At 54.0% G+C, this 21,881-nt stretch carries 18 protein-coding genes and 3 pseudogenes; 13 read left to right on the forward strand and 8 right to left on the reverse strand.

Going from position 1 to position 21,881, the window contains the following annotated elements:
* Window positions 1-183 precede the first annotated feature (183 nt).
* From B4968_RS09335 to B4968_RS09345, 3 genes are all read left to right on the forward strand, one after another.
* Window positions 184-1,569, forward strand: a complete 1,386-nt coding sequence (locus B4968_RS09335; protein WP_083098443.1) for a DUF3696 domain-containing protein — start codon at window positions 184-186, stop codon at window positions 1,567-1,569.
* A 115-nt stretch (window positions 1,570-1,684) separates the two neighbouring features.
* On the forward strand, window positions 1,685-2,092 hold the full coding sequence (locus tag B4968_RS09340; protein WP_206601082.1) for a hypothetical protein: 408 nt from the start codon (window positions 1,685-1,687) through the stop codon (window positions 2,090-2,092).
* Window positions 2,093-2,166: 74 nt separating this feature from the next.
* The gene (locus tag B4968_RS09345; RefSeq protein WP_206601083.1) at window positions 2,167-2,772 is read left to right on the forward strand and encodes an RNA ligase family protein; all 606 of its coding nucleotides are present in this window, start codon (window positions 2,167-2,169) and stop codon (window positions 2,770-2,772) included.
* Window positions 2,773-2,905: 133 nt separating this feature from the next.
* Here B4968_RS09345 and B4968_RS09350 read toward each other — a convergent pair whose 3' ends face one another.
* The 6 genes and pseudogenes from B4968_RS09350 to B4968_RS09375 all read right to left on the reverse strand — a co-directional run bounded on the left by B4968_RS09350 (window position 2,906) and on the right by B4968_RS09375 (window position 9,904).
* Window positions 2,906-3,547, reverse strand: coding sequence for a recombinase family protein (locus B4968_RS09350; protein ID WP_083098447.1), 642 nt, complete (start codon window positions 3,545-3,547; stop codon window positions 2,906-2,908).
* 563 nt (window positions 3,548-4,110) lie between these two features.
* Window positions 4,111-5,483: pseudogene (locus B4968_RS09360) on the reverse strand (aminotransferase).
* A gap of 25 nt (window positions 5,484-5,508) precedes the next feature.
* On the reverse strand, window positions 5,509-5,883 hold the full coding sequence (locus tag B4968_RS26115) for a glycine cleavage T C-terminal barrel domain-containing protein (RefSeq protein WP_420916501.1): 375 nt from the start codon (window positions 5,881-5,883) through the stop codon (window positions 5,509-5,511).
* Window positions 5,884-6,034: 151 nt separating this feature from the next.
* The gene (locus B4968_RS24325; RefSeq protein WP_241525659.1) at window positions 6,035-6,685 is read right to left on the reverse strand and encodes a hypothetical protein; all 651 of its coding nucleotides are present in this window, start codon (window positions 6,683-6,685) and stop codon (window positions 6,035-6,037) included.
* Complete coding sequence (locus B4968_RS09370) at window positions 6,685-8,256, reverse strand: phytoene desaturase family protein (RefSeq protein ID WP_241525660.1); 1,572 nt, start codon at window positions 8,254-8,256, stop codon at window positions 6,685-6,687. The genes B4968_RS24325 and B4968_RS09370 overlap by 1 nt, the downstream gene beginning before the upstream one ends.
* A gap of 10 nt (window positions 8,257-8,266) precedes the next feature.
* Window positions 8,267-9,904, reverse strand: coding sequence for a phytoene desaturase family protein (locus B4968_RS09375; protein WP_083098454.1), 1,638 nt, complete (start codon window positions 9,902-9,904; stop codon window positions 8,267-8,269).
* A gap of 200 nt (window positions 9,905-10,104) precedes the next feature.
* Here B4968_RS09375 and B4968_RS09380 point away from each other — a divergent pair, with 200 nt between their 5' ends.
* From B4968_RS09380 to B4968_RS09400, 4 genes are all read left to right on the forward strand, one after another.
* Window positions 10,105-10,683 carry a TetR family transcriptional regulator C-terminal domain-containing protein gene (locus tag B4968_RS09380; protein WP_241525661.1) on the forward strand — a complete coding sequence of 193 codons (579 nt, stop codon included), beginning with the start codon at window positions 10,105-10,107 and terminating at the stop codon, window positions 10,681-10,683.
* Window positions 10,684-11,616: 933 nt separating this feature from the next.
* Window positions 11,617-12,489 (forward strand): helix-turn-helix domain-containing protein, encoded by an 873-nt coding sequence (locus B4968_RS09390; RefSeq protein WP_083098457.1) that lies wholly within the window; start codon window positions 11,617-11,619, stop codon window positions 12,487-12,489.
* Window positions 12,490-12,561: 72 nt separating this feature from the next.
* Window positions 12,562-13,923 carry a ParA family protein gene (locus B4968_RS09395; RefSeq protein WP_139792685.1) on the forward strand — a complete coding sequence of 454 codons (1,362 nt, stop codon included), beginning with the start codon at window positions 12,562-12,564 and terminating at the stop codon, window positions 13,921-13,923.
* Between the two features lie 2 nt (window positions 13,924-13,925).
* Window positions 13,926-14,882 carry a ParB/RepB/Spo0J family partition protein gene (locus B4968_RS09400; protein WP_161492563.1) on the forward strand — a complete coding sequence of 319 codons (957 nt, stop codon included), beginning with the start codon at window positions 13,926-13,928 and terminating at the stop codon, window positions 14,880-14,882.
* A gap of 171 nt (window positions 14,883-15,053) precedes the next feature.
* Here B4968_RS09400 and B4968_RS23475 read toward each other — a convergent pair whose 3' ends face one another.
* On the reverse strand, window positions 15,054-15,431 hold the full coding sequence (locus B4968_RS23475; protein WP_161492564.1) for a hypothetical protein: 378 nt from the start codon (window positions 15,429-15,431) through the stop codon (window positions 15,054-15,056).
* A gap of 199 nt (window positions 15,432-15,630) precedes the next feature.
* On the opposite strand from B4968_RS23475, the gene B4968_RS24330 reads away from it, so the two are divergent.
* Window positions 15,631-15,756, forward strand: a complete 126-nt coding sequence (locus B4968_RS24330; RefSeq protein WP_241525664.1) for an HNH endonuclease — start codon at window positions 15,631-15,633, stop codon at window positions 15,754-15,756.
* Between the two features lie 274 nt (window positions 15,757-16,030).
* Here B4968_RS24330 and B4968_RS26120 read toward each other — a convergent pair.
* Window positions 16,031-16,249: pseudogene (locus B4968_RS26120) on the reverse strand (IS6 family transposase); the annotation flags it as partial.
* A 273-nt stretch (window positions 16,250-16,522) separates the two neighbouring features.
* Between B4968_RS26120 and B4968_RS09415 the strand changes: the two are divergent.
* From B4968_RS09415 to B4968_RS09435, 5 genes and pseudogenes are all read left to right on the forward strand, one after another.
* The gene (locus tag B4968_RS09415; protein ID WP_083098465.1) at window positions 16,523-17,725 is read left to right on the forward strand and encodes an aromatic ring-hydroxylating oxygenase subunit alpha; all 1,203 of its coding nucleotides are present in this window, start codon (window positions 16,523-16,525) and stop codon (window positions 17,723-17,725) included.
* A 27-nt stretch (window positions 17,726-17,752) separates the two neighbouring features.
* Window positions 17,753-18,607 carry an ABC transporter permease gene (locus B4968_RS09420; protein WP_083098467.1) on the forward strand — a complete coding sequence of 285 codons (855 nt, stop codon included), beginning with the start codon at window positions 17,753-17,755 and terminating at the stop codon, window positions 18,605-18,607.
* Complete coding sequence (locus tag B4968_RS09425) at window positions 18,604-19,428, forward strand: ABC transporter permease (RefSeq protein ID WP_083098469.1); 825 nt, start codon at window positions 18,604-18,606, stop codon at window positions 19,426-19,428. Before B4968_RS09420 ends, B4968_RS09425 begins: the two co-directional genes overlap by 4 nt.
* A 1-nt stretch (window position 19,429) precedes the next feature.
* A pseudogene (locus B4968_RS09430) lies at window positions 19,430-20,586 on the forward strand (ABC transporter ATP-binding protein).
* Complete coding sequence (locus B4968_RS09435; RefSeq protein ID WP_083098471.1) at window positions 20,573-21,799, forward strand: aromatic ring-hydroxylating oxygenase subunit alpha; 1,227 nt, start codon at window positions 20,573-20,575, stop codon at window positions 21,797-21,799. The pseudogene B4968_RS09430 and the gene B4968_RS09435 overlap by 14 nt, the downstream one beginning before the upstream one ends.
* Window positions 21,800-21,881: the final 82 nt, after the last annotated feature.

Below are 21,881 nucleotides of genomic sequence, written 5' to 3' on the forward strand. Positions count from 1 at the left end.
GCACCATGCACATTTCGGCACGAAGGGCGGAAAGCGGAAGTTCGCTGCGCTTGCGAAAGGTTGGTCATGCGGCTACCGTCCCTCAAACTTAAATTGGTGGCAAACATGTTCGCCGAGGAACTAGTGTTATGAAAATATCTCCAAAGAAATCGCAATTGGAGATGCAAAAGCTAAGGTGTCAACATGCTTAGAACCATGAGAGTAGAGAACTTTAAGGAGTGGCGTGACACCGGACCAGTTCGCTTGGCTCCGCTGACGATCTTCTTTGGTGGAAACAGTGCTGGGAAAAGCAGTTTAGGGCACCTACTTTTGGCTCTAAAGCAAACGGTTGAATCGTCAGACAGGAAACGCGCTTTCCATCTCGGGGATGACAATACCTCTATCGATTTAGGTACGTTTGAGGATTGTGTCTACAATCATGACGTTGAGAGCAAAATAAGGTTCTCAATCGGTTGGAGTTTGCCTGCAACCTTGGAAGTGAGGAACTCCCTTGAGAAGAAAAAGATCGGCGGGAACAAACTAAAGAAATCGGTTGAGCTTGGATCACAGGCCGCAACCGGGCAAAATCAAGTTGAAAGCTTGCGTTACAAACTTTCTGGCGGCGCCGAAAACCTAAAGGTCCGCTACTTCAGGGAAAACGGAAAGCACTACTGGGAAACAGGCGACACCTATAAACTGGTCAAAACAACAGGTCGTCAATGGCCTTTAGAGGCCCCCGACAAATTTTATAGAATCTCTGACCAAAGTCGTGCAAGGTTTCAGAACGCCGAGTTCTTAACTGACTTTGCCCTGGAAACGGAAGAAATGTTCTCGCAACTCTACTACTTAGGGCCTTTGAGGAAGTCTCCAAGCCGCGTATATCAATGGTCAGGGGATGCGCCAAGCTTCGTCGGGATGGAGGGAGAGAATACAATTCCAGCGATCCTTTCCGCCGCTCAAAGCGGTTTGAAAATCAATAAGGGACCGAAGTCGACAAAGAGACCTTTCGATGAGTTCATCGCGTGGTGGATGAAAGAAATGGGGATTATCCATAGCTTTTCGGTCAAGCCACTATCGGAGGGTCGGAAAGAGTATGAAGTTCTTGTAAAAACTCACCCAGATAGTTCTGAAGTAAAAATCACTGATGTTGGTTTCGGAGTTTCGCAAGTTCTACCAGCTTTGGTTCAAGCGTTCTATTGCCAACCTAATTCAACTGTATGGATGGAGCAGCCAGAAATTCACTTACACCCTCAGGTGCAGGCTGAACTCGCAGATGCCCTCATATCTGCGACTAAGTCAGTTCAAGATGGAAAGCCGCGAAACACACAATTGATCATTGAAAGCCATTCAGAGCATTTATTGCAACGAGTTCAACGAAGGATTGCTGAAGGTGAACTTCTGCCAGATGATGTTGCTGTTTATTTTTGCAAAAGATCTAAGTCTGGCGCAGAGCTGGAGGAACTTAAAATCGACGATTTTGGGGAAATTAGTAATTGGCCTGATGGATTTTTTGGTAATGAGATGGCTGACTTGGTTGCGCGTGTAGAAGCAGCCTCAGCGCGTAAATCTAAAGAATTCAATGATGACTAAAGTAGTTATCGACACAAACGTAATCTTGACGGCAAGTGGTCAACATGAGGGTGTCTCACCAGAATGCGTAGCCAATTGCTCGCAGCAACTCTTTTCTGTAATGAAATCGTCCGTTGTGATCATCGATGACGGTTATGAAATCCTCAAGGAATATCAAAACAAAACTATGCCTTCTAAAGGAAAGGCGGTTGGGGGTGTTTTTCTTAAATGGCTTCTAAACAATTCGACCAACGTAAGACATTGCCGACAGGTTCCGCTCACTCGGGGTCCATGCCCTGACACATATGTCGAATTTCCGGACCAAGTGCTTCAAGATGAATTTGACCCACCAGATCGAAAATTTGTTGCAGTTGCAGGAGCGGACGGTTGTGACCCCAAGGTAATTCAGGCAGCCGATTGCAAGTGGCTCAACTGGAATGTTCGCCTGAAGGCGGCGGGTATCGACGTCGAATATATTTGCCCAGATGATATCTGCCGCTTCTATTCTAATAAGTTCCCCAATCAAACTGTACCAGTTTTTTGATGCCCGATTTTTTTAAGTTTCCTTCGACCATACATTTGACGGCCAGCCCCTCGGTTTCACGGCAAGACAAAGTCATGTCAGCCGAAGAGCAACAGGCTTTCTTAAAGAACGACCTCATAGTCGAGGAGAAGTTAGATGGAGCCAACATAGGCATCTCAAGAGCACCAAATGGTAAACTCCGTGTCCAAAACCGTGGAAGCTACCTAGCTGCACCTTACCGTGGGCAATTCTCACGCTTGCCTTCCTGGCTGGCTATGAATTCTGACAGACTGCAAGAAGTGTTGCCGAAAAAAGTAATTCTGTTTGGTGAGTGGTGCGCTGCCAAACATTCGATCGAATACTCTTCGTTGCCTGATCTTTTTCTTCTCTTTGATGTGTATGACTTAAAAGAGAAGCGTTTTTGGAGTGTGCTTCGGCGAAACGTTCTGGCCTCCTCGGCTGGGTTGCAGACAGTCCCAAAAGTGGACATCGAGGACGCTAGTTTGATCAAATTGATTGAGTGCTTAGAGCTAAAACAAAGTAAATACTCCAATGAGAGATTGGAAGGGTTTGTTTTAAGAAATGACAGCCACTCATGGAATATCGGACGGGCGAAACTTGTAAGGCATGACTTTACTCAATCCATCGAAGAACATTGGTCCAAAAAGCATCTAACTTGGAACAGATTAGCTGGCTCATAGCCCACAAGTTGGGCTTTTTTTGGCTGCGATGCAGCACTCCATGTTTTCGCAAGTCCGCTTTGGGCCGTTCCTGTAGCCGCAGCTACTGCACCTGCCCCCTTTGGCATGGGCCTGCACGGGCTGGAACCGGTCATCAGCCCCTGCCAAAGGGGCGAATATTTTGCTGCAATGGGAAGTGGCTCGCTAGACTAGGACTGATTTTAGCTCCTATGCGGTGCAATGTTCTATAGATTGTTGGCCTGGAGACCGCGAACAGCTCAGCCAGATCGCTGACAGAATACTCGCCGGTTGCATGCATGCGGCCAAGTTCTCTTTGTTGCTTTTCAGATAGTTTTGGTTGTTTCCCTCGCAATTTTCCTTTGGCTCGGGCGATGGCCATGCCTTCGCGGGTGCGCATGCGGATAAGGTCGGACTCAAATTCAGCGAACGTGGCCAGGATGTTGAAGAACATCTTTCCCATGGGGTCTGTTGGATCATAAACAGAAACTCCCAAAGCGAGCCTCACACCTTTGGATTCAAGTTGTTCTGCTATCGCGCGGGCATCAGGGACGGACCGGGCGAGACGATCCAGCTTGGGCACGACCAATGTATCGCCTTCCCGGACAGCGGCAATGGCCTGATCAAGGCCAGGACGGTCACGATTGGTGCCGGTCAGGCCGTGGTCCGTATAAATGAGATTTTCACTCACACCCAGCTCCAAAAGAGCCTGCCTTTGTGCCGACAAATCCTGTTTTTCGGTTGAGCAGCGGGCATATCCGATGAGGGTAGTTTTCATGTTGAAATTGTACGAATAAGGCCCCTCTTTTGCAAATCTTTCCGTACCATTTATATGAGACGGATTTGAGGCCTGATTTACTGGGTTTCAATCCGTTCCCAAATCCGTCCGTTGAGCGATCCCTTTACGGACAGTCATTTCCCCTGATCTTGGAGGGAACCACATGCCCCGCCGGATAATGTTGTCTCACCACCTGCGGGCAACGCTTCTTGTCTGCGCAACTCGGGCTGAAACCTGATGATCCGGTAGACTATGCGATGTGGGAGGAAACCCACCGTGAACACCTGCTCGCCTGGCGTGAGTATTACGGATACATGATGTTCATTGGCCGAGGGTCGCACATCTCGCCACTTGGATGGGCCCACATCATTCTCACCGGCGAATACAGGTGGCTGCAAAAATGATCCAAGCACCTTAGCGTTCTATTGGCATCAGACCCTTAATAGAACTGGAAATAGGCAGTCCAAAGCCGACGCCAACCGGTCTCGGTCTTGGCGGTGAGGGAGCGAATTGTGATGGCGTCGGGCATGAATTTTTAAGTCCTGATTTCTGGCGAGGTCAGCCTAGTTCTTGACCAAGGTGCCCTCCACCTTTTGAATGGCCATTTCCAGAATGTCGAACATTTCGTCGATCTGCTCAAGCGTGATGATCAGCGGTGGCGAGAACACCGCCATGTTGATTAAAGGACGCACGATCAGCCCCATTTCTTCGCAGGCGGCGTCAATTTGTGAGCCAATCTGACGTTCTGCCTCCAGATCTTCAGCCTGACATTCGATGCAACCCAGCAGGCCCTCACCACGGGCGTCACCGACGATGTCGTATTTCATCAATCCCGCAGGCGGGATTGGAAATGTGGTGTCACGGCGCGCACGTGCTCGAGAAGGCCTTCTTCCTCGAAGATAGAGATATTCTTCAGTGCGGCAACACAACAGACGGGATGACCGGAATAGGTGTAACCATTTGCAAAGGTCGAATCTTCTCCAAGTCCGCTCATCCGTTCCATCACCTTGTCCGAGATGATACAGGCCCCCATCGGCAGATAGCCCGAGGTAAGCCCTTTGGCGCAGGTGATCATGTCGGGCACGATGCCAAAGACCTCTTCGGAGGCAAACCAGTGACCAAGCCGTCCAAAACCGGTGACGACTTCATCGGAGATATAAAGGATATCATGGGCGCGGCAGATCTCGAGGGTGCGTTTGTGATAGCCGGGGGCCGGCACGATGACGCCGCCGGAACTCAGCACTGGCTCGGCAATAAAGGCACCGATGTTGTCAGCCCCGACCTCAGAAATGACGGTTTCCAGATCCTGCACCTTGGCGTCGCACCATTCCTCGATGCTCATGCCTTTGGGGCGGCGATAGGGGTTCACGTCGGGCAGGAAATGCACCAGCCGGGTTTCAAAATCAAAATGACTTTTGTCGCGTTCCTTACCGGTCACCGAATGGGCCAGATAGGTGGAGCCGTGATAGCCTTTTTCCCGCGCGATGATCTTTTTCTTATTGGGGCGACCCAGGCGGTTGTTCATATACTGCATGGTGCGCAGCGCGGTATCGACTGCGGTGGAGCCACCAGTGGTGAAGAACACGTTGTTAAGATCACCCGGCGCCAAGTCCGCCAGCTTTTTGGCCAGCACAGCCGAAGGCTCGGTCGTGTTGGTGAAGGGCGAAGTATAGGGCAGTTTCAGAACCTGGGCTGCGATGGCATCGGCCATATCGCGGCGACCATAGCCGATCTGGGTACACCACATGCCGCCGGGGCCGTCGATGTAGCGCTTGCCATTCCCGTCCCACATGTAAATGCCGTCGGCAGTGTCCACCAGCATGTTGTCGTAACCGCGCCAATCATCGGTGGCCATCCAAGGATGGATTTGATGGGTCCGATCCCATTCCAGCAGAGTCTCTGTGTTGGGTTCATTGGAGAAGGTGCGTGTGCTCATTTTTGTCATACTGATAGCTCCAAATCTAAAAGGGCAGGGGCGGAGTGCTGCGCGACCGAGGATTGCTCAAGAAGGGTTTGTCTTCGAACTCGACTTTCACCAGGCGTTTGTCCCACTGGCCTTCCTCGTTGACATAGACTTCGGCCCAGAGATCATCGGTGATAGTGTCGCCGTAAGGCGCTTTGAACTCGGCCAGGGCGATGTTGCGCTTTGTCGTAGGCGACCAGACGCCCGAGGTGACATGGCCGACTTCTTTCTTTTTACGATGGTAGAGAAGGGCGCCATCGGCGGGCTTAAAACCACCAATGTCGATCTTGCGCAGATGGTAGCGCAGCCCCTGTTTCTTTTGTTTTTGCAGCGCGCGGCGGCCGTTAAAGTGCCCTTTGTCAAAGGCCACCATCTTGCCAAAGCCCAGTTCCAGCGGGCTACGGCCGCGCCCCAAACGCACCGCCGTATGCACCGGTTGAAAATCTACGCCTGCGGCGATGAAGCCTGCCTCGATGCGACAGATGTTCAGAGCCTCAAAACCGATGGCGCGCAGACCCCAGTGGTCACCGGCGCCCCAAAGCCGGTCCCAGATCCAAAGCCTCGTCCCAAGGCACCCAAAGCTCAGAGCCGAGATCGCCAGTAAAGCCGGTGCGCGAGATCCACAAATCGGGTTCAATCTCGCGCCAGTCAAAAGGTTTCATATCAGCCACGGCCCCAAGCCCGGCGTCCTTCAGCAGCGAAAACGACGTCGGCCCCTGCAATGAGAGCCCGGCAATCTCGTGGCTTTCGTCGCGGATTTCGACGTCAAAACCCCAGGCTGTGTCCAGTAGCCATGTGTACATGGTCTCTTGGCAGCAGAGGCGAAAATCGGTTTCGGAGTAGCGAAAAATGGTGCCGTCATCGATCAGCAGACCCTCTTCGTCGCACCACATGGCATAGCCGACGCGGCCATCGCGCAGCTTGGCCAGATTGCGGGTGACCAGGCGGTTCATCACCTTCAGCGCATCCGGCCCGGTGACGCGGTACTTATGCATCGGCGAGATGTCGAACAGGGTCGACTGGTTGCGGATGGCGAAGTATTCAAACTCAATCGGGTCCAGCGTCAAGGGCGAGATATAGCCAGCCCAGTTGGTCCAGCTTTTGGCAGTGCTGATTGCTTCCAGCCGGGGCTGGAAGGGTGTCTCAATCAATCCGATGGGAACATGTTTGCTCATCACAGCACCCCGTCCTTTAGTAGTTGAAAGGCCCTGTTGCGACCGGCCACGCCGGTAACATCACCGCCTGGATGGGCACCAGCGCCACAAAGATAGTAGCCCTCGGGGCCAAAGCGGTAATGGGCCGTGCCATTGGCAGGGCGCACCGTAAGGATCTGGTCGATCCCCATTTCGGCGTGATGCCAGTGACCGCCAGGAGCGCCGGTCTTAGCCTCGATATCGGCGGGACTCATCACCTGCTGCTCCATCACCAGATCGCTGATGCCGGGGGCGTATTTTTCCAGGGTCGCCAGTGTCAACGCCTGATCGCGTTGCTGTGCAGCCTCATCCCAGCCACCTTCTAGCCCGTAGGGCACAAAGCTGACCACGGCAGACAGAACATGCTGGCCATCCTTGACAATGCTTGCGTCCGTCAGCGAGGGGATCACGAGTTCGATCACCGGATCCTTGGGCAACTCGCCGTATTTCGCCGGGTTAAAAGCGCGTTCCACATAGGTGGCACTGGGGGCGATCAGTATCCGCCCTGCGGTCAAATCGGCATTTAGGCCGGTGCACTGTGGTGCTGATTTCAGCAACAGGTTCACTTTGGCTGCCGTGCCTTTGCAACGCTGGTTGCGCATGCGACGTACAGCCTCGACATCGTAATGTTCCGGCCCGGCCAGCATCATTGTTGCATTGGGCCCAGCGTTGGACAGCACTGCGCGTGCCTGCAGGCTACCGCCATCATCCAGCTCCACCCCTGCGGCGCGGTCGCCTTCGATCAGCACGCGGGCAACGCCCTTGCCAGTGAGGATCTCGACACCAGCGGCGCGGGCTGCCGCCTCAAAAGCGTTTGAAACCGCACCCATGCCCCCCATAGGCAGCTGCGCGCCGCCTCCTTGGCCCAAGCGATACATCAGGGAAAATACGGTGCCGGGCGAACGTGGACCCGCATAGGCACCGCGCACTGCGTCTGCCGCCATGGCACCGGCCAACGGGCTGTCTTCGAGGTCGTCCAAAATTAAGTCGTAGACGTTCGACAGGATCACCCGCAGGAATTCTCGCATCTCTTTTTTGCCCATGCGTTTGAGATCAAAGCCCAGTTTTGCCAGGCCCGCGAGTTCTCCCAGTGTGGCCAGGTCCATCAGACCACCCTCGAGTGCGGGGGGCGATTTGGTCGACATTTGCCCAAGCAAGGCGGCAAAACGAGTGAGACGGCTGATTAGCGCATCAAAGGCGGCGGCCTCGGGGTGCGCGGCACCTGTCGAGAGGCTCGCACTGGTGCCGCGGATGACCACATGATTACCATCTTCTTGCAGCGAGACGGTGGGTAGTTCCTTGGTCTGCAACGGCGCTTTAGCACTGCCGATGCCCAGTTCTTTGGCGACCTTGGGGTTTAGGTTGTACAGCAGATGCGCGATCTGCGCCGCCAGGGATCCATTGGTAAAAGCTGCATTGCGGGCCATGCCGCCGCAGGTTTCGTTACGCTCAATCACGCAGACGGATTTGCCTTTGCGGGCCAGAGTGGCCGCTGCGGCCAATCCGTTATGGCCGCCACCAATCACAATGGCATCATAGGTTTTAGTGCTCATTGCTCTCTCCTCAGGCCGCATAGCCGGACATAGCGCCGCGCTTGCCGATGTTTCGCAGGATTTCCTTTGCCGCGTTGGCGCCGGGGGCTGCCATCACGCCACCACCTGGATGCGCGGAGGAGCCGACAATATACATGCCGTCGATGGGCGTGTCATATTGCGCGTAGCCCGGCACTGGACGGTTGAACAACAGCTGGTCAAATGTCAGCTCGCCCTGGAAGATATTGCCCTCGGTGAGGCCTACCTCGTTTTCAATGTCCCAAGGCGTGCGGATCTCGGCGTGCAGGGCTTTGGAGCGAATGTCGGGGCAGGCCTGCTCGAGTTTATCAAAGACGCAGTCGGAAAAGGCCTTGCGGGTGGCGTCGTTCCAATTGGTGCCAGCGCGTACGCCGTCGACCTCAAGATCATATGGCGCGTATTGCACAAAGACCGTCATCATATGCTTGCCCGGAGGCGCCATGGTGGGATCGATCTGGCTGGGGATGAGCATGTCGAAATAGGGGTTTTGCGACCAGCGACCCTCTTTCCAATCGTCATAAGCGCGCTCCAGCTCGTTCAGGGACTCCGAACAATGCATGTCACCGCGCAGGAAGGACGCGCCTTTGGGAGCGGCGGGAAAGTCGGGCAGTGCGTCCAGCGCGATGTTCAGCTTGCCTGACGATCCACGAATCTTGAAGCGTTTCACTGCCTTGGTGAAATCATCCGGCAGGGGCTTGGTCTCGGTGTGCTGCAGGAAGGTGCGTTTGACATCCATATTGGAGGCGACGATCGGCGCGTGGTATTCGTCGCCGTTTTCCAGCGCCACACCCGTTACCTTGCCATCGCGGACCAGGAATTGGTCGACCCCCGAACCCATGACGATCTTGCCGCCGGCCTCCTCAAAGCAGGCCCCTAGCGCGTTGGAGATTGCGCCCATGCCACCGCGGGCAAAACCCCAGGCACCGATGGTCCCATCCACATCCCCCATGTAGTGATGCAGTAGCACATAGGCGGTGCCGGGAGAGTAGACACCAAGCCCAGTGCCAATGATGCCTGCGCCCGCAATATGCGCCTTGATCAGGTCGCTTTCAAAATGTTCGTCCAGAAAGTCGCCAATCGACATCGACCAAAACCGCAGGGTTTCGCCCAGCTCTTTGGAGCCGAGATCATGGGCCTGTTTGACCAGGAACAGCAACTCGCTGATGTCACGCGGCTTCATCGAGGTGGGATCAGGCGCGTTACGCAGCAGGAAGGGGCGAATAAAGCGACACTGACGGATTACCGTCTGGCTAAAGCGTTCATAGGCGTCGACATCACGAAGGGAATGACGCGCGATCTCACGACGCAGGGCGTCATGGTCAGACATATAGGCGAAGTAGTCGCCGCCTTTGGTAAAGCTGGCACCACCTTCATAGGGGATCACCTGCAAGCCGTATTTGGGCAGCTCGAGATCGCGCACAATTTCACGGCGCAGCAGCGAACAGACGTAGGAACAGTTGGAATAAGTCCAGCCATCATGCAGCGCCCGGCTGACGGCTGCACCACCGATCCAGTCGTTCTTTTCCACCACCAAAACCTTGAGTCCGGCCTTGGCCAGATAACAGGCAGTGGTGAGCCCGTTGTGCCCGGCGCCCGCCACAATGGCGTCGTATCTGTCGTGCTGACTCATGATCTTCCTCCGTCGTTGCTGTGACCCTAGGTGATGCAGTTTTCGGCGTAAAGTTTTTTTGAGCGCTCAAATAAAATTATCAAGCTGACAGCCGTCCCGTTTTGTGAAAAAAGGGAAAGGTATTGTAGAATGGAAGATAGATGAACACTGCAGTAGAGAGTGGGCCGAAACCGCGAAAAGAGCGAAAAGGCAACGCAGATATGCGGCGTCGCCAAATTTTGGACGCCACCTTTCGCTCAATCGTGGCCAACGGGCTGGCCAAGACGACGCTGGCGACCGTGGCAGGCGAAGCCGGGCTGTCGCAGGGCGTTGCTGTGTTCTATTTCAAATCCAAGGGCGGACTTTTGGCCGAAGCGCTGCGCGATCAGTACCAGAAATACGAAGACCGTTGGCAGAGCAAGCTTTCCAAATCCGCGCAAGCCCCGGCAGGTCGGCTGCGCGCAATTATCGAAGCAGACTTTGCCCCGGATATTTGTAACTCAGAAACCCTGTCCGTCTGGTTCGCCTTTTGGGGAGAACAAAAGTTCACTCCGCAATACGCCGAGGTCACCGAAGAGTTCATCGCCCGCCGGACCCAAGCCATTCGCGAAATCTGCGCAGAACTGGTGCCAGAGGATCCCACCCACGCAGTGCAGGCCGCAGAATGGATCGACTCCTTCACCGATGGCTGTTGGCAAAAACTGCATCTTTTTCCGAAGGACTATTCCCGCGAGCACGCGCTTGAGACCACTTTTGGCCTGCTGCGCACCCTGTTTCCCGACGAGGCCGCCGCATTCTGAGAACCCGCAGGTTGATCTGCTTGCCAATGAGCGCTTAAAAATAACCCACCCGACATGTGAAGTGGTCCGGTAGCGCTCGAGGCGCTGCGTGGTGACAGAACCGCGCAAGAGATTGCAGAGAGGCACAGGGTTCATCCGACGCAGGTGACGACGTGGAAACGGCAGGCCATTGATGGGCTGACCGAGGTGTTTTCCGATAAGGCGCAAACGTATCGGCAAGGCTTCCGGTCCTTCCGAACTGTCAAAGCAACCTTGAGCGGGATAGAGACAATTCGCACCATCAAACGAGGCCACAATCATCACAAACAACTAGGCGTCAGAGGCGTGCTCGACTTCATTGATCAACTCTTTGATCGTGCCGCATGCCCTAATGTACTACCCTGACCCTCGCGCAGCCTTGCCAAAATAGTGCAACAGTCCTGTATAGGGTAACTTTAGGAAAACCCAGTTCTCCTTGGACTATCACATATTGTGCGCAAAGAATCCGTGATCAAAACACTTCTGACGGGACACAGTTTCCCATTCCGAGTCGGTTTTTAGGCTCTAATTGGGCAGATCTAGTGGTTGGGGCATCACTAGAGAGGGTATCTAGTGGTTCAATCAAGGGTTCGACGCTAGAATTCAAATATTATTTCTTATTATTTTTCAGTATGTTACATAATATTCTTTAGCCACTCATTGCCTGACCGGCATCAATCCAGCAAAAACTTGTTGATTAGTTCTCTGCTTTCAAGCAATCAATAGAGACTAAAGCAAAGAGCAAACACAGCGGATCGAGCAACAAACAAACCGCAAAAAAGAAAAAGGGCCAAGCGCGCCAACGCTTGAACCCTTTTGAATTGAAAACAGATCTTGCGAAACTGAGATACTCAACGCTCTCAGCATAGCAGGACGTGATTCAACGCACAATGAGTTTGTGCGGAGGAGAAAGCTATGTCTAAAGCAATCTCGATCGATCCGGCGCGCGGCTTTGTCGCCCTGCCCGCCTCGATCTTTGATCTGGAAATTTCCCCAGGTGCCTTTCGCGCCTTGTCCGTCCTTTGCAACCTGTCGGATCCCCAGGGCTACTCCTGGGCTTCGCTGGAACAGCTCGCTGAATGGGTTCATCGGGCCCGCAGCTCTGTCAGCTCCTATCTGGTCGAGCTGCGGGCGGCTGGCCTTGTATCCACAGAAACACAAACCCGCAGCAATGGCGCAAACTACCGCCTGAAAATCAAAGTTCTATTCTGGTCGAAGTGGGTCCAGGCCCGCAAGAAATGCGCCTCCCCTGCCCCGCAAAAAACTGAACGCAGCATACAGCCCGCTGAACGCCCTACTAAAGTAAAACACAAACCCATAAAAACACACCACAGTGAGCCTGCGGCCAGTGAACTTATCAAAAAAGTTTATAAAGCCTGGAAGGGTCTGACCTCCGGCGTGACCTATGGCCAATTTTCTGGAGCTGCATCCCCAGCCTTGATGAAAGACAGCGAGAAAATTCTAGCAACATCGCAGCCCCCTGCTCCGGTTCCAATTGAGGGCATAGCGTCTCGTTTGAAAGATCTCTGGGGTGGTCTGGGTGTTACTGTCTCAATCAGCGAGTTGTCTGAAATGGTCATGAGGTGCAAAAATAATTCGTTTTCTGAGGGTCAGCTTGATGCTTTGGAAAGTGAAATTCAGGCTGTTTGGAAAGGGCACTGGAAAAAACCTCCTGCCACAAAGCAATTTGCAACCATGCTAAGTTCCGCAAAGAACGCTGTATCTGCAGATACAATGTTGCGGCTTATTGAGCACGATTTCCGGCAATATCGAAAGCTCCACGCATGAAGGCACTGTGCAAACATATTTGCACCCTGTATTCAGCCGAAAACACAGCCGAAAAAAGTGGAGTTAAGAGCCGTGACAGATAGTGTATCTACAGATACAGGCCACAAGGATCTGAGGGATTTCATGCACTCCCTGTCCGATGTGATGGAGCGAGTAGATACGCAGACTTTTCGCGAGGATACTTTTGAGCGTCGCGTTTCCAGACGTTTTACCAAACGGGAGGTAGCGGCTTTTCTGGGTGTCGATGTCACCTTTCTTGCCCATGCAGCCAAAGCCGATACGGAGCTATTCCCAACAGGCAAGCGTAGTGGCCGAGAGGTTACGTTTAGCGCCGATGAAGTGGGAATTATTCGCGCGCTGCTAGGTTCAAAACCTCGTATAAAGCCCGCTCACATTCATTGGCGAAAGCCGGGTGATCCGCTGAAAGTGATCGCCTTTGGTGCGCTGAAGGGGGGCACAGGTAAGACGCTTAGTTCCGCACATTTCGCGCAGTATCTCGCCCTTGCCTATGGGTTGCGAGTTGGCGTTATTGACAGCGACCCGCAGGCGACTTGTAGCCTGTATTTTGCAGGTGACGGGATGGATGTATTTACAGAAACATCTCGTACCGCAATTGATTTCATGGGGCTGAGTGCGCTGGATGGAAAGCCCCCTGCCCTGCCCCCTGCTGCTGAGCAAAATGATATCTGGCAGCAAACGCCCTGGCCTGGGGTGAGGATGATTCCGGGTGGGATGGATATTATGAATGGTGATATGGCACTGATGCGGATGTATCAGAGTGGCAACAATCGGATCTATGCTGCACTGTCTGAAGCGATCGATCATTGGTCCAAGGCGCATCAGCCAAAAGCGATTGCCACTGATCTGCGGAATGACGACGGTACATTCAACCTAGACAAATACCGCACCGCGTTGACAGAGACGCTGGACGTGATCGTTATTGATCAGCAGCCAAGCATGACCTTTATGCAGATGTGCGGCACAGTATCTGCAGATAGCCTTGTGGTCCCTATGACTATGAAGGGCTTTGATCTGTCTACCTTGTCAGTCTATGCAGAGTCATTGGCCAGCTATCTTGATGTCATTTCAGAGGCTGATCCCTCTTTCAAATTTGGGTCCGGTGATCATTTTGTTTTGCCGAGCATTGTTCAGGGCGACAATGAAAAGGACGTCCACCAAATCGCTGATTTGCGGGCGCATGGTGGCGATATGGTCGCGCAGGTCTGGTACGATCGCAGCGCCGCTGTTGCCAATGCCTCTGAGCAGTATATGTCGATTTATGAATACACCCCGCCAGACGGGCGTAAGGTCAGCGCCAAGAACTTTACCGACAATGCAAATGCAGTGAATGACTATATCGTATCACGCGCCCTGCCCCATCTTCCGGATCGCGGCTTTGGAGCGCAATTTATCTCTGATCGCTGGGGGGAATAAACGTGGCTAGAAAAGCACCGATAAAGAAGCCTGTGCCTACGGGATCAAGCGCAACGGAAACCAAGAGACCCAAGCTGCGCGGTGGTCCTTTGGCCGTAGCTGCTGATGGTCAGGTTGCCGCGATGCGTGAAGAGATCGATGCCGCGCGGTCTTCCGTTGGTGATCGATACCAAGACGGCTCTCTGGTGCTTCGGCTGTCGGTGGATCAGATCATTGATGAGGTTGGAACGGATCGCCTGCAGGAATTTGGTAGCGATGATCAGTTCAATGATCTACGCGCCAGCATCGAGGCGCGTGGCCAGACGCAGCCAATCCGTTTGCGCCCTGCCCTTTCAGATTGGACGCCAGACGCTGCAGGCCGCGCGCGTCCAGATGACAAATTCATTTTGCAATCCGGGCGGCGGCGGTTGGCTGTCTGCAAGCTGTTGAACCGGGACGTCTTGGCGATTGTATCTGCAGTTACAGAAGGCGATGAGACCCGCGAGGATTTGATTGAGCGTTTTGAGGAAAACACTGTCCGTGCGGATCTGAGTGCCTTTGAGCGGTATCTCAGCATCGGGCAAATCGCGGCGACAATGCCAGATGCAAGCCAGTCCCAGGTCTCGGATCTGTTGAACGTTCAGCGTCCTGAAGTTTCGGTTGGTCAATCTGTTTGGCAGTATCAAAGAGAGCTTTTGGAGTTCTCTGATGGTGCCGTGAAAGATATGCCGCAGGTCAAAATCCGGGGCCTGGTAGCCAGCGTCAAGTCATGGGTTGACGCTGGCAAGCCGAAAGTAGAGCAGCCAAGGGAAGCGTCCACGGAGGTCGTAGAGTATCGACGCAAGGGGGCTGTGACTGCAGTCACAGCCAAGCGGCGCGGCAAAAAGATGGTGCTGGAATTTGATGCTGGGGCAGGGGAGGCCGATGTTTCAGAGGCTTTGCAACTTTTCCTAAAGGCTCACTTTGCAGAGGGTGACTAAGATTTGGTCTCCGATGGGCTGTGTATCTGCAGATACACAGGGGTGCGGTATTTGTTGCTTGGGTTACGACGTCACGGAAAAATTAGGGATGAAAGTTGAGCGGCCAATTGAAAAAGTATGCTGACAGCGGTCGGCACCTTGCCAACCAATTCAAAGCGGCTCGGGATTTCGTTAGAAGTCTTTGACAGCCGGTGCCAGTACGCGGTAGCCTAGCTGAACAATTGGGCGCGCAATCGGTTCACCAGTATACTCTAGATTCTCGTCAGGAACATTTCTGACGGTGGTCGGTTTGCTGAAAGCCAGTCGATGGTTGAACAGATCAGCTCTTGGTTCGAGGGCGAGTATCCTGTCGGCAGTTGTACCGTGACGCGGGTGAGGGAAGCGTTGAATGCTTTGTCCTCGCGCCAGTGAATTTCTTCCAGAAATCTTCCGCCGGAAGAAAACGGAATTCCGCAGGAAGTTTTTGGAAGTTTTTTTTCTTCCAAAAAACGCCGTGCTGAAAGGAGAAGAGAAGAAATGATAATGAAAAGATAAATGCAGCCGTGCCACAATTTGCGGATTTGGTTGTGGATAAGTTGGGCAGAGCTGAGAAAAGATTGAGGTGATGGGGTCAGCAGACCTGAAAGACGCAAAGAAACGGGTGAAGGCGCATCTGATAGGTCCCAAATGGAAAGCGGCGCGGTTGGTTCACTTGCGCTGCAACCCGATCTGGAAAGAAAGCAATGAGTTGTGCGTTGTTGAGGCGGCCATGGATGTGGAACACGTCACACCGCACAAAGGTGATCGCAAACTATTCTGGGATGGGAGTAACTGGCAGAGCCTCTGTCAGCGCTGCCACAGTCGCAAGACAGCCCGCGAGGTATTTCATCGTTAGGGGGGTATGTCAAAACTGACGCCGATTGCCCGAAACCGGCGGTCTAACCTTTTTCTACGCGATCGGGAAATTGGAGAAAAAAACCCACATTGAAAGGAAGGATGAAAGGGCGCAAGCGGGATCTGCAGAATGTCATCTCTGTGAGCGATACGTGAACCACGACTCTTTTTGTGGTCAGGGTAGGGGGGGACTGTTGCATTATTCGGGTGAAACTGCGCGAGAGTCAGGGCAGTAGGTCATGCGGCACGATCAAAGAGTGGATCAAGGAAGTCGAACTCGCCCGCCGCAGATGTTTCTCGGTCCGCTTAGTCAGTTCAGGGCCAAACGTCTGATGCCAGCGGTAGACTGTCGAGCGATCAAGCGAAATGCCGCGTTAGGCAAGAAGATCGACCATAATCTGATAAGACAAGGGATAGCGCAGATACCAGCGCTTGGCGCAAAGGATAATGTCGCGCGGAAACCGGTGGTGCTTGAGCGGGAAAATGTGCGGCATGATCAACCCCAAAAACCTGACAATCCTCAAACGAACCAATTGATGCAACAGTCCCAACAACGCCCCCAAAACTCAAAGCGTTTTGCCAGGGGTTTTGGAACGCTTAAGTAATTGATTTTTCGCGTATAGGGTCGGGGAGGCATCCCCGCCATCAACAATGCCGTATACGATACAGCGTATGAAAGAGCTTGGTTTTACCTTTGCATCAAAATTTTGATTGAGCGCTTAAACAAAAATTGTTAGGCGTTAGATGTAGCGAGCAAGGATAGTCGGATGAACACCCAGAACTCTGCAGCAGAACAAGACTTTGCGGACCGCTCAGGTCTGCCGGCCTGGAGCTATACCAATCCTGAAATGCTGGAGGCGGAAAAGGATCTTTTGTTCCGCCGTCACTGGCAGTTGGTGTGCCATGTCAATGATATACCCAATGCCGGTGACTTTATGACACTGGACCTGGTGGGCGAACGAGCCCTGGTGGTACGTGGCAACGACGGTGAAGTACGGGCCTTTCACAACCTGTGCCGCCACCGTGGGTCGCGGGTTGTCGCTGAGGAAAAGGGCCATTGCAAATCAGCAATCATTTGCCCGTTCCATGGCTGGGCCTATAATTTGGACGGCACTTTGCGAGGGGCGTCGCATCCCGGCACCCTGCCGAAGATGGATCCAGTGAAATTCGGTCTCAAACCCGTCGAGATGGATATCTGGCAGGGTTTTGTCTTTGTGCGATTCAAGCCCGGTCCCCAGCCCAGCGTGTCGCAGATCATGGCGCGTTTTGAGGCGGAGGTTGCGCCATATGGGCTGAAAGATCTGCTGCCCGATGGTGCGGGTGTTTGGAGCGAAGATATTGCCGCCAACTGGAAATGCGTGCGCGATGTCGACAACGAGGGTTACCACGTACCAATGGCGCATCCCGGCCTGCATGATCTCTTTGGCTCTAATTATCATGACGAGGATCTGGCTCAGGGCGCATCCCGGTCCTATTCGCGGTTTCGCGAAGGCAAGGGGCGGCTTTGGAGCGTTGAGAAGTACAAAAATCTGATGCCGCAGATCGAAGGATTGAGCGACGAGCAGAACACGTCCTGGCTTTACCTTGGTGTCTTTCCCAATGCGGTCTTTGGCATCTATCCGGATTCGGTGATCTTTTATCAGGAATACCCGGTGGCGAACGGCAAGACCATCCAGCGCGGTGCCTGCTACAAACGGCCCGTTGAGGATCGGCAGATGCGCGTGGCGCGGTATCTGAGCGGCAGGATCGACCGGATCACCACCAAGGAAGACGAGCAACTGATAGAGTGGTGCTGGGAGGCGTCGTTTTCCAGTGGTTTTGATGGGGTGATCCTGTCGGATCTGGAATCCGGCGTGCGCAGCTATCACGATGCTTTGCGGATGCTTTTTCCGGTGTTGGCTGAGGATGAACCTCTGCCGGGGCAGCTCGCCATAGTAAACCAGGCCCTGTTGGCCGAAACGACACCCTAAAAGTGAACAGGGCAGGGGAGCGCGAACATGGATAGCGAGGGGCGCCGGGGGCTGACGCTGATCAGCCCGCCGCTGATGTTTGCGATTGCCCTGCTGGCAGCGCCATTGCTGATGGTTGTCGCCTTCAGCTTTTGGACGCAAAATTATCTGGATATCGACCGCAGCTTTAGTCTGGCGAACTATCACGAGGCCTGGACCAAGCCGATCTATCAGGCCCTGATGATGCGCAGCTTGCGGATCTCGGTACTGGTGACGGTTGTCACCGTGCTGTTTGCCTTTCCTATTGCCTATTACCTGTCGTTCCACGTGCATCGGCGTAAGGCGCTATGGCTGTTTCTGATCACCATCCCGTTCTGGACCAGCTATTTGCTGCGGGTGTTTTTGTGGAAGGTCATCCTGGGCTACAATGGGGTGCTGAACAGCGCGTTTTTGTGGCTGGGAGTTATTGATGAACCGATGACTTTCCTGCTCTACAACGCCAATGCGGTGGTGCTGACCCTGGCCCATGCCTGGGCGCCCTTTGCAATCCTTCCGATCTTTGTAGCATTGGAAAAGATCGACCGCTCATTGCTTGAGGCAGCCGAGGACCTTGGCGACGGGCCTGTGCGGCGCTTCTTTCGGGTGACCTTGCCCTTAGCGATGCCCGGTGTGATCGCGGCGACCTTGATTGTACTGATCCCCACAGTGGGTGATTTCATCACTCCGCGTCTGGTGGGGGGGACCGATGGTTTGATGATTTCCAACATGATTCAGATCCAGTTTGGCAAAGCCAACAACGCGCCTCTTGGGGCGGCACTCGCGGTCTCGTCGATGGGAATTGTCGCCTCGGTCAGTTTGATGATTTACCTGATTGGTAAGAAATTCAGAGGCAAAGTAGAATGAAATCGAACCCATTTGCCAAACTTCTGGGCCTCTATGCTGTGATCTACATGGCGTTCCTTTATGCGCCGGTCATTTTGCTGCCGCTCTTTGCCTTTAACGACGCAACCATCATCGCCTTTCCGCTGTCGGGCTATACCACCAAATGGTTCGACGTTCTTTGGAACACGGAATCCCTGCATGTGGCGGTGAAGAACTCGCTGCTGGTGGGGGTGTCGTCGGCCATCCTGAGCACAGTCCTTGGCGCCTGTGCCGCGCGGGCCGCGGCGCGGTATAACTTTCCACTTAAGCGTGGCATAATCGGGTTCATCATGCTGCCGATGGTGTTGCCCGAAATCATCGTTGCAGTGGCACTGCTGGTGCTGCTGATGCAGCTTGGCCTGCCGCTGTCGCTTTGGACTGTTGTGGGCGGTCACGTTCTGATCTGTGTCCCCTTTTGCATCGCCATTCTCACCTCTGCTTTCAACGGGCTGGATCACAGCCTGGAAGAAGCCTCGCAGGATCTGGGCGAAAGCCGCTGGGGGACATTCCGGCGTGTGACCCTGCCCCTGGTGATGCCCGGTGTGATCTCAAGCTTGCTTATCAGCTTCACCATCTCGCTGGATGAATTCATCATCGCCTTTTTCCTTACCGGCACTGATGTAACCCTGCCGGTCTATATCTGGAGCCAGCTGCGCTTCCCCTCCAAGCTACCCTCGGTCATGGCGCTGGGGACAATCTTGCTGGCGATGTCTGTCCTTCTGTTGATCCTGGCGGAATGGTTCCGTCGCCGCTCTGCCCGCAAACAAGGTGCTGATGCATCTTCCACCGGAGGTTTTGTCTGATATGACGTCACCCAACGCCCAACCCATCATCGATCTGAGTGGTGTGACCAAGTATTTTGGCACCTTCCATGCGCTGAAAGGCATTGATGCCGAGATCAAAGAGGGTGAGTTCTTCTCGTTGCTGGGGCCTTCGGGGTGCGGCAAGACCACGCTGCTGCGGATGATCGCCGGCTTTGAGGAGCCAACTGCAGGCACTATCGTGATTGGTGGCAAATCCATGGCCGGGATTTCGGCCAATCAACGCCCGACCAATATGGTGTTCCAGAGCTACGCGATTTTTCCGCATCTCAACGTGGCTGAAAACGTCGGCTATGGCCTCAAGAAGGGCAAGCTAAGCAAGTCCGAGCAGGCTGCCGAAGTTGTTAAGGCGCTTGAGATGGTCGACCTGGTTGGCTATGGCAAGCGCGCCGCGCATGAGCTGTCGGGTGGTCAACGTCAACGAGTGGCCTTGGCGCGGGCGCTGGTAATGCGCCCCAAAGTGGTGCTGCTGGATGAGCCGCTTTCAGCCTGGACAAAAAGCTGCGTGACCAAATGCAAGTAGAGCTGCGCCGCTTGCAACAGTCTTTGGGGATCACCTTTATTCTGGTGACCCATGATCAGGAAGAAGCCCTGATCATGTCGGATCGCATCGCGGTGATGTTTGAGGGCAAGATCGCCCAGCTCGCCTCACCGGAGGAGCTGTACCGTCGCCCCAACAGTCGCCGGGTTGCGTCTTTTATCGGGGCGATGAACTTTCTCGACGCGCAGGTTACCAGCTGCACGGAAACCGGACTGCATCTCAACATTCCGGCGTTGGGAGAGGTAGAGGTTCCGCAAAGCTACCTGCCCGAGGGGCTGAACCCGCAGGACATCCACACCATCGGCATCCGACCGGAAATGCTAACCGTGTTGTATGATGGCGATCAAAGCGCCGAACGTATCGCCGAGGCGCAGGTCGTGGGCACCTCCTATTATGGCGACATGACTTATTATTCTGTGCTGCTTCCCGGTCACACCGAAGAGGTGATGATTTCGATGCGCAACACGGCGGGCCGCTCTATTCTCAGTGTCGGCAGGAAGGTGTCGGTGGGCTGGGGCGCGGATTCGATCGTGTTGATTTCAATAACCGGACCTTGCAAAAGGGTCTTGAAGCAGGACCAAAGCAATGATGAATTCTAGCAAAACGTCAGGCGATCTTGGCGCTCTTATCGCGCGTCACACCCCTGGATATGCACTGGAGCAAGCCTTTTACCGCTCGGACGCGGTGTTCCAGCAGGATCTGGATCGTGTTTTTCACCATGAATGGCAACTGGCGGGCCATGTCAGCGAGCTGGCAGAAGTCGGCGCCTATTTTCTGTGGGAGATGATGGATGAATCCGTCATCATCACACGTGGCGATGATGGCGAAGTGCATGCGCTGGCCAATGTCTGCCGACACCGCGGCTCGCGGGTCTGCATTGAGCCACGTGGCAATACCAAGCGGTTCACCTGCCCGTATCATGCCTGGATCTTCAATCTGGATGGCAGCCTGTTCAACGCCCGGATGCTCGACAAACAGGTCGATCGCAGCAAGCTGGGACTGAAGCGGATTGCGGTTGCGGTCTTTCACGGCATGATCTTTGTCTCACTGGCCGAGACACCGGATAGTTTTGACAAGGTCCGACAAGAGCTGGATCATCTGCTGCGCCCCTTTGGGCTGGACAAGGCCAAGATCGCCCATCGGGTTCAATATCCGGTCAAGGCCAATTGGAAGCTTTTGGTCGAGAACTACAATGAATGTTATCATTGCACAGCGGCGCACCCCGAGTTTTCGCGCTCACACGCCACCCATATGATCTCTGAGCGGATCGAGCCACTGAATGCGGCTATGGAGGCGCGGTCGGCGAATTGTGGTGTCCCGACTGATTTTGTTGATCGCATTGCCGTCAATCGTCAGACGGGATCGCCCGACTATGCCTATAACCGTTATAGCCTGTTTGAAGGCTACGTCACTGGCAGCGAAGATGGTGAGCCACTGGCACCACTGCTGGGGGATCTAACTGGATATGACAGTGGTGCGTCGGATCTTTATGTCGGCATCCTCAACCCGATGCTGATCTACTGCGACCATATGGTGATTTATCGCTTTATCCCGGTCGACAAAGATAACTCCATTCAGGAAATTCTTTGGCTGGTGCGCGAGGATGCAGTCGAGGGCGAAGACTATGATTTGGACCGGCTTGTCTGGCTTTGGGATGTGACAACCAAATCCGACAAGACTATTATCGAGAAGAACCAGGAGGGGGTGAATTCCCGCTACTATGAGCCCGGACCCTTTGTTGAGATGGAGACCTACACCAAGCGTTTTGTCGACAGCTACTTGCAGTCCCTTGGGAAACACACAGCAAACTGAGACGTCGCGAGAGTGAAGCATAAATAAAGGCCCCGGGAATGAAACCTGGGGCCTTAATTTATTTTTTATGGGGAGAGGGCAG

It is taken from the genome of Pseudophaeobacter leonis (assembly GCF_002087335.1).
In the GTDB taxonomy this organism is placed as follows: Bacteria; Pseudomonadota; Alphaproteobacteria; order Rhodobacterales; family Rhodobacteraceae; genus Pseudophaeobacter; species Pseudophaeobacter leonis.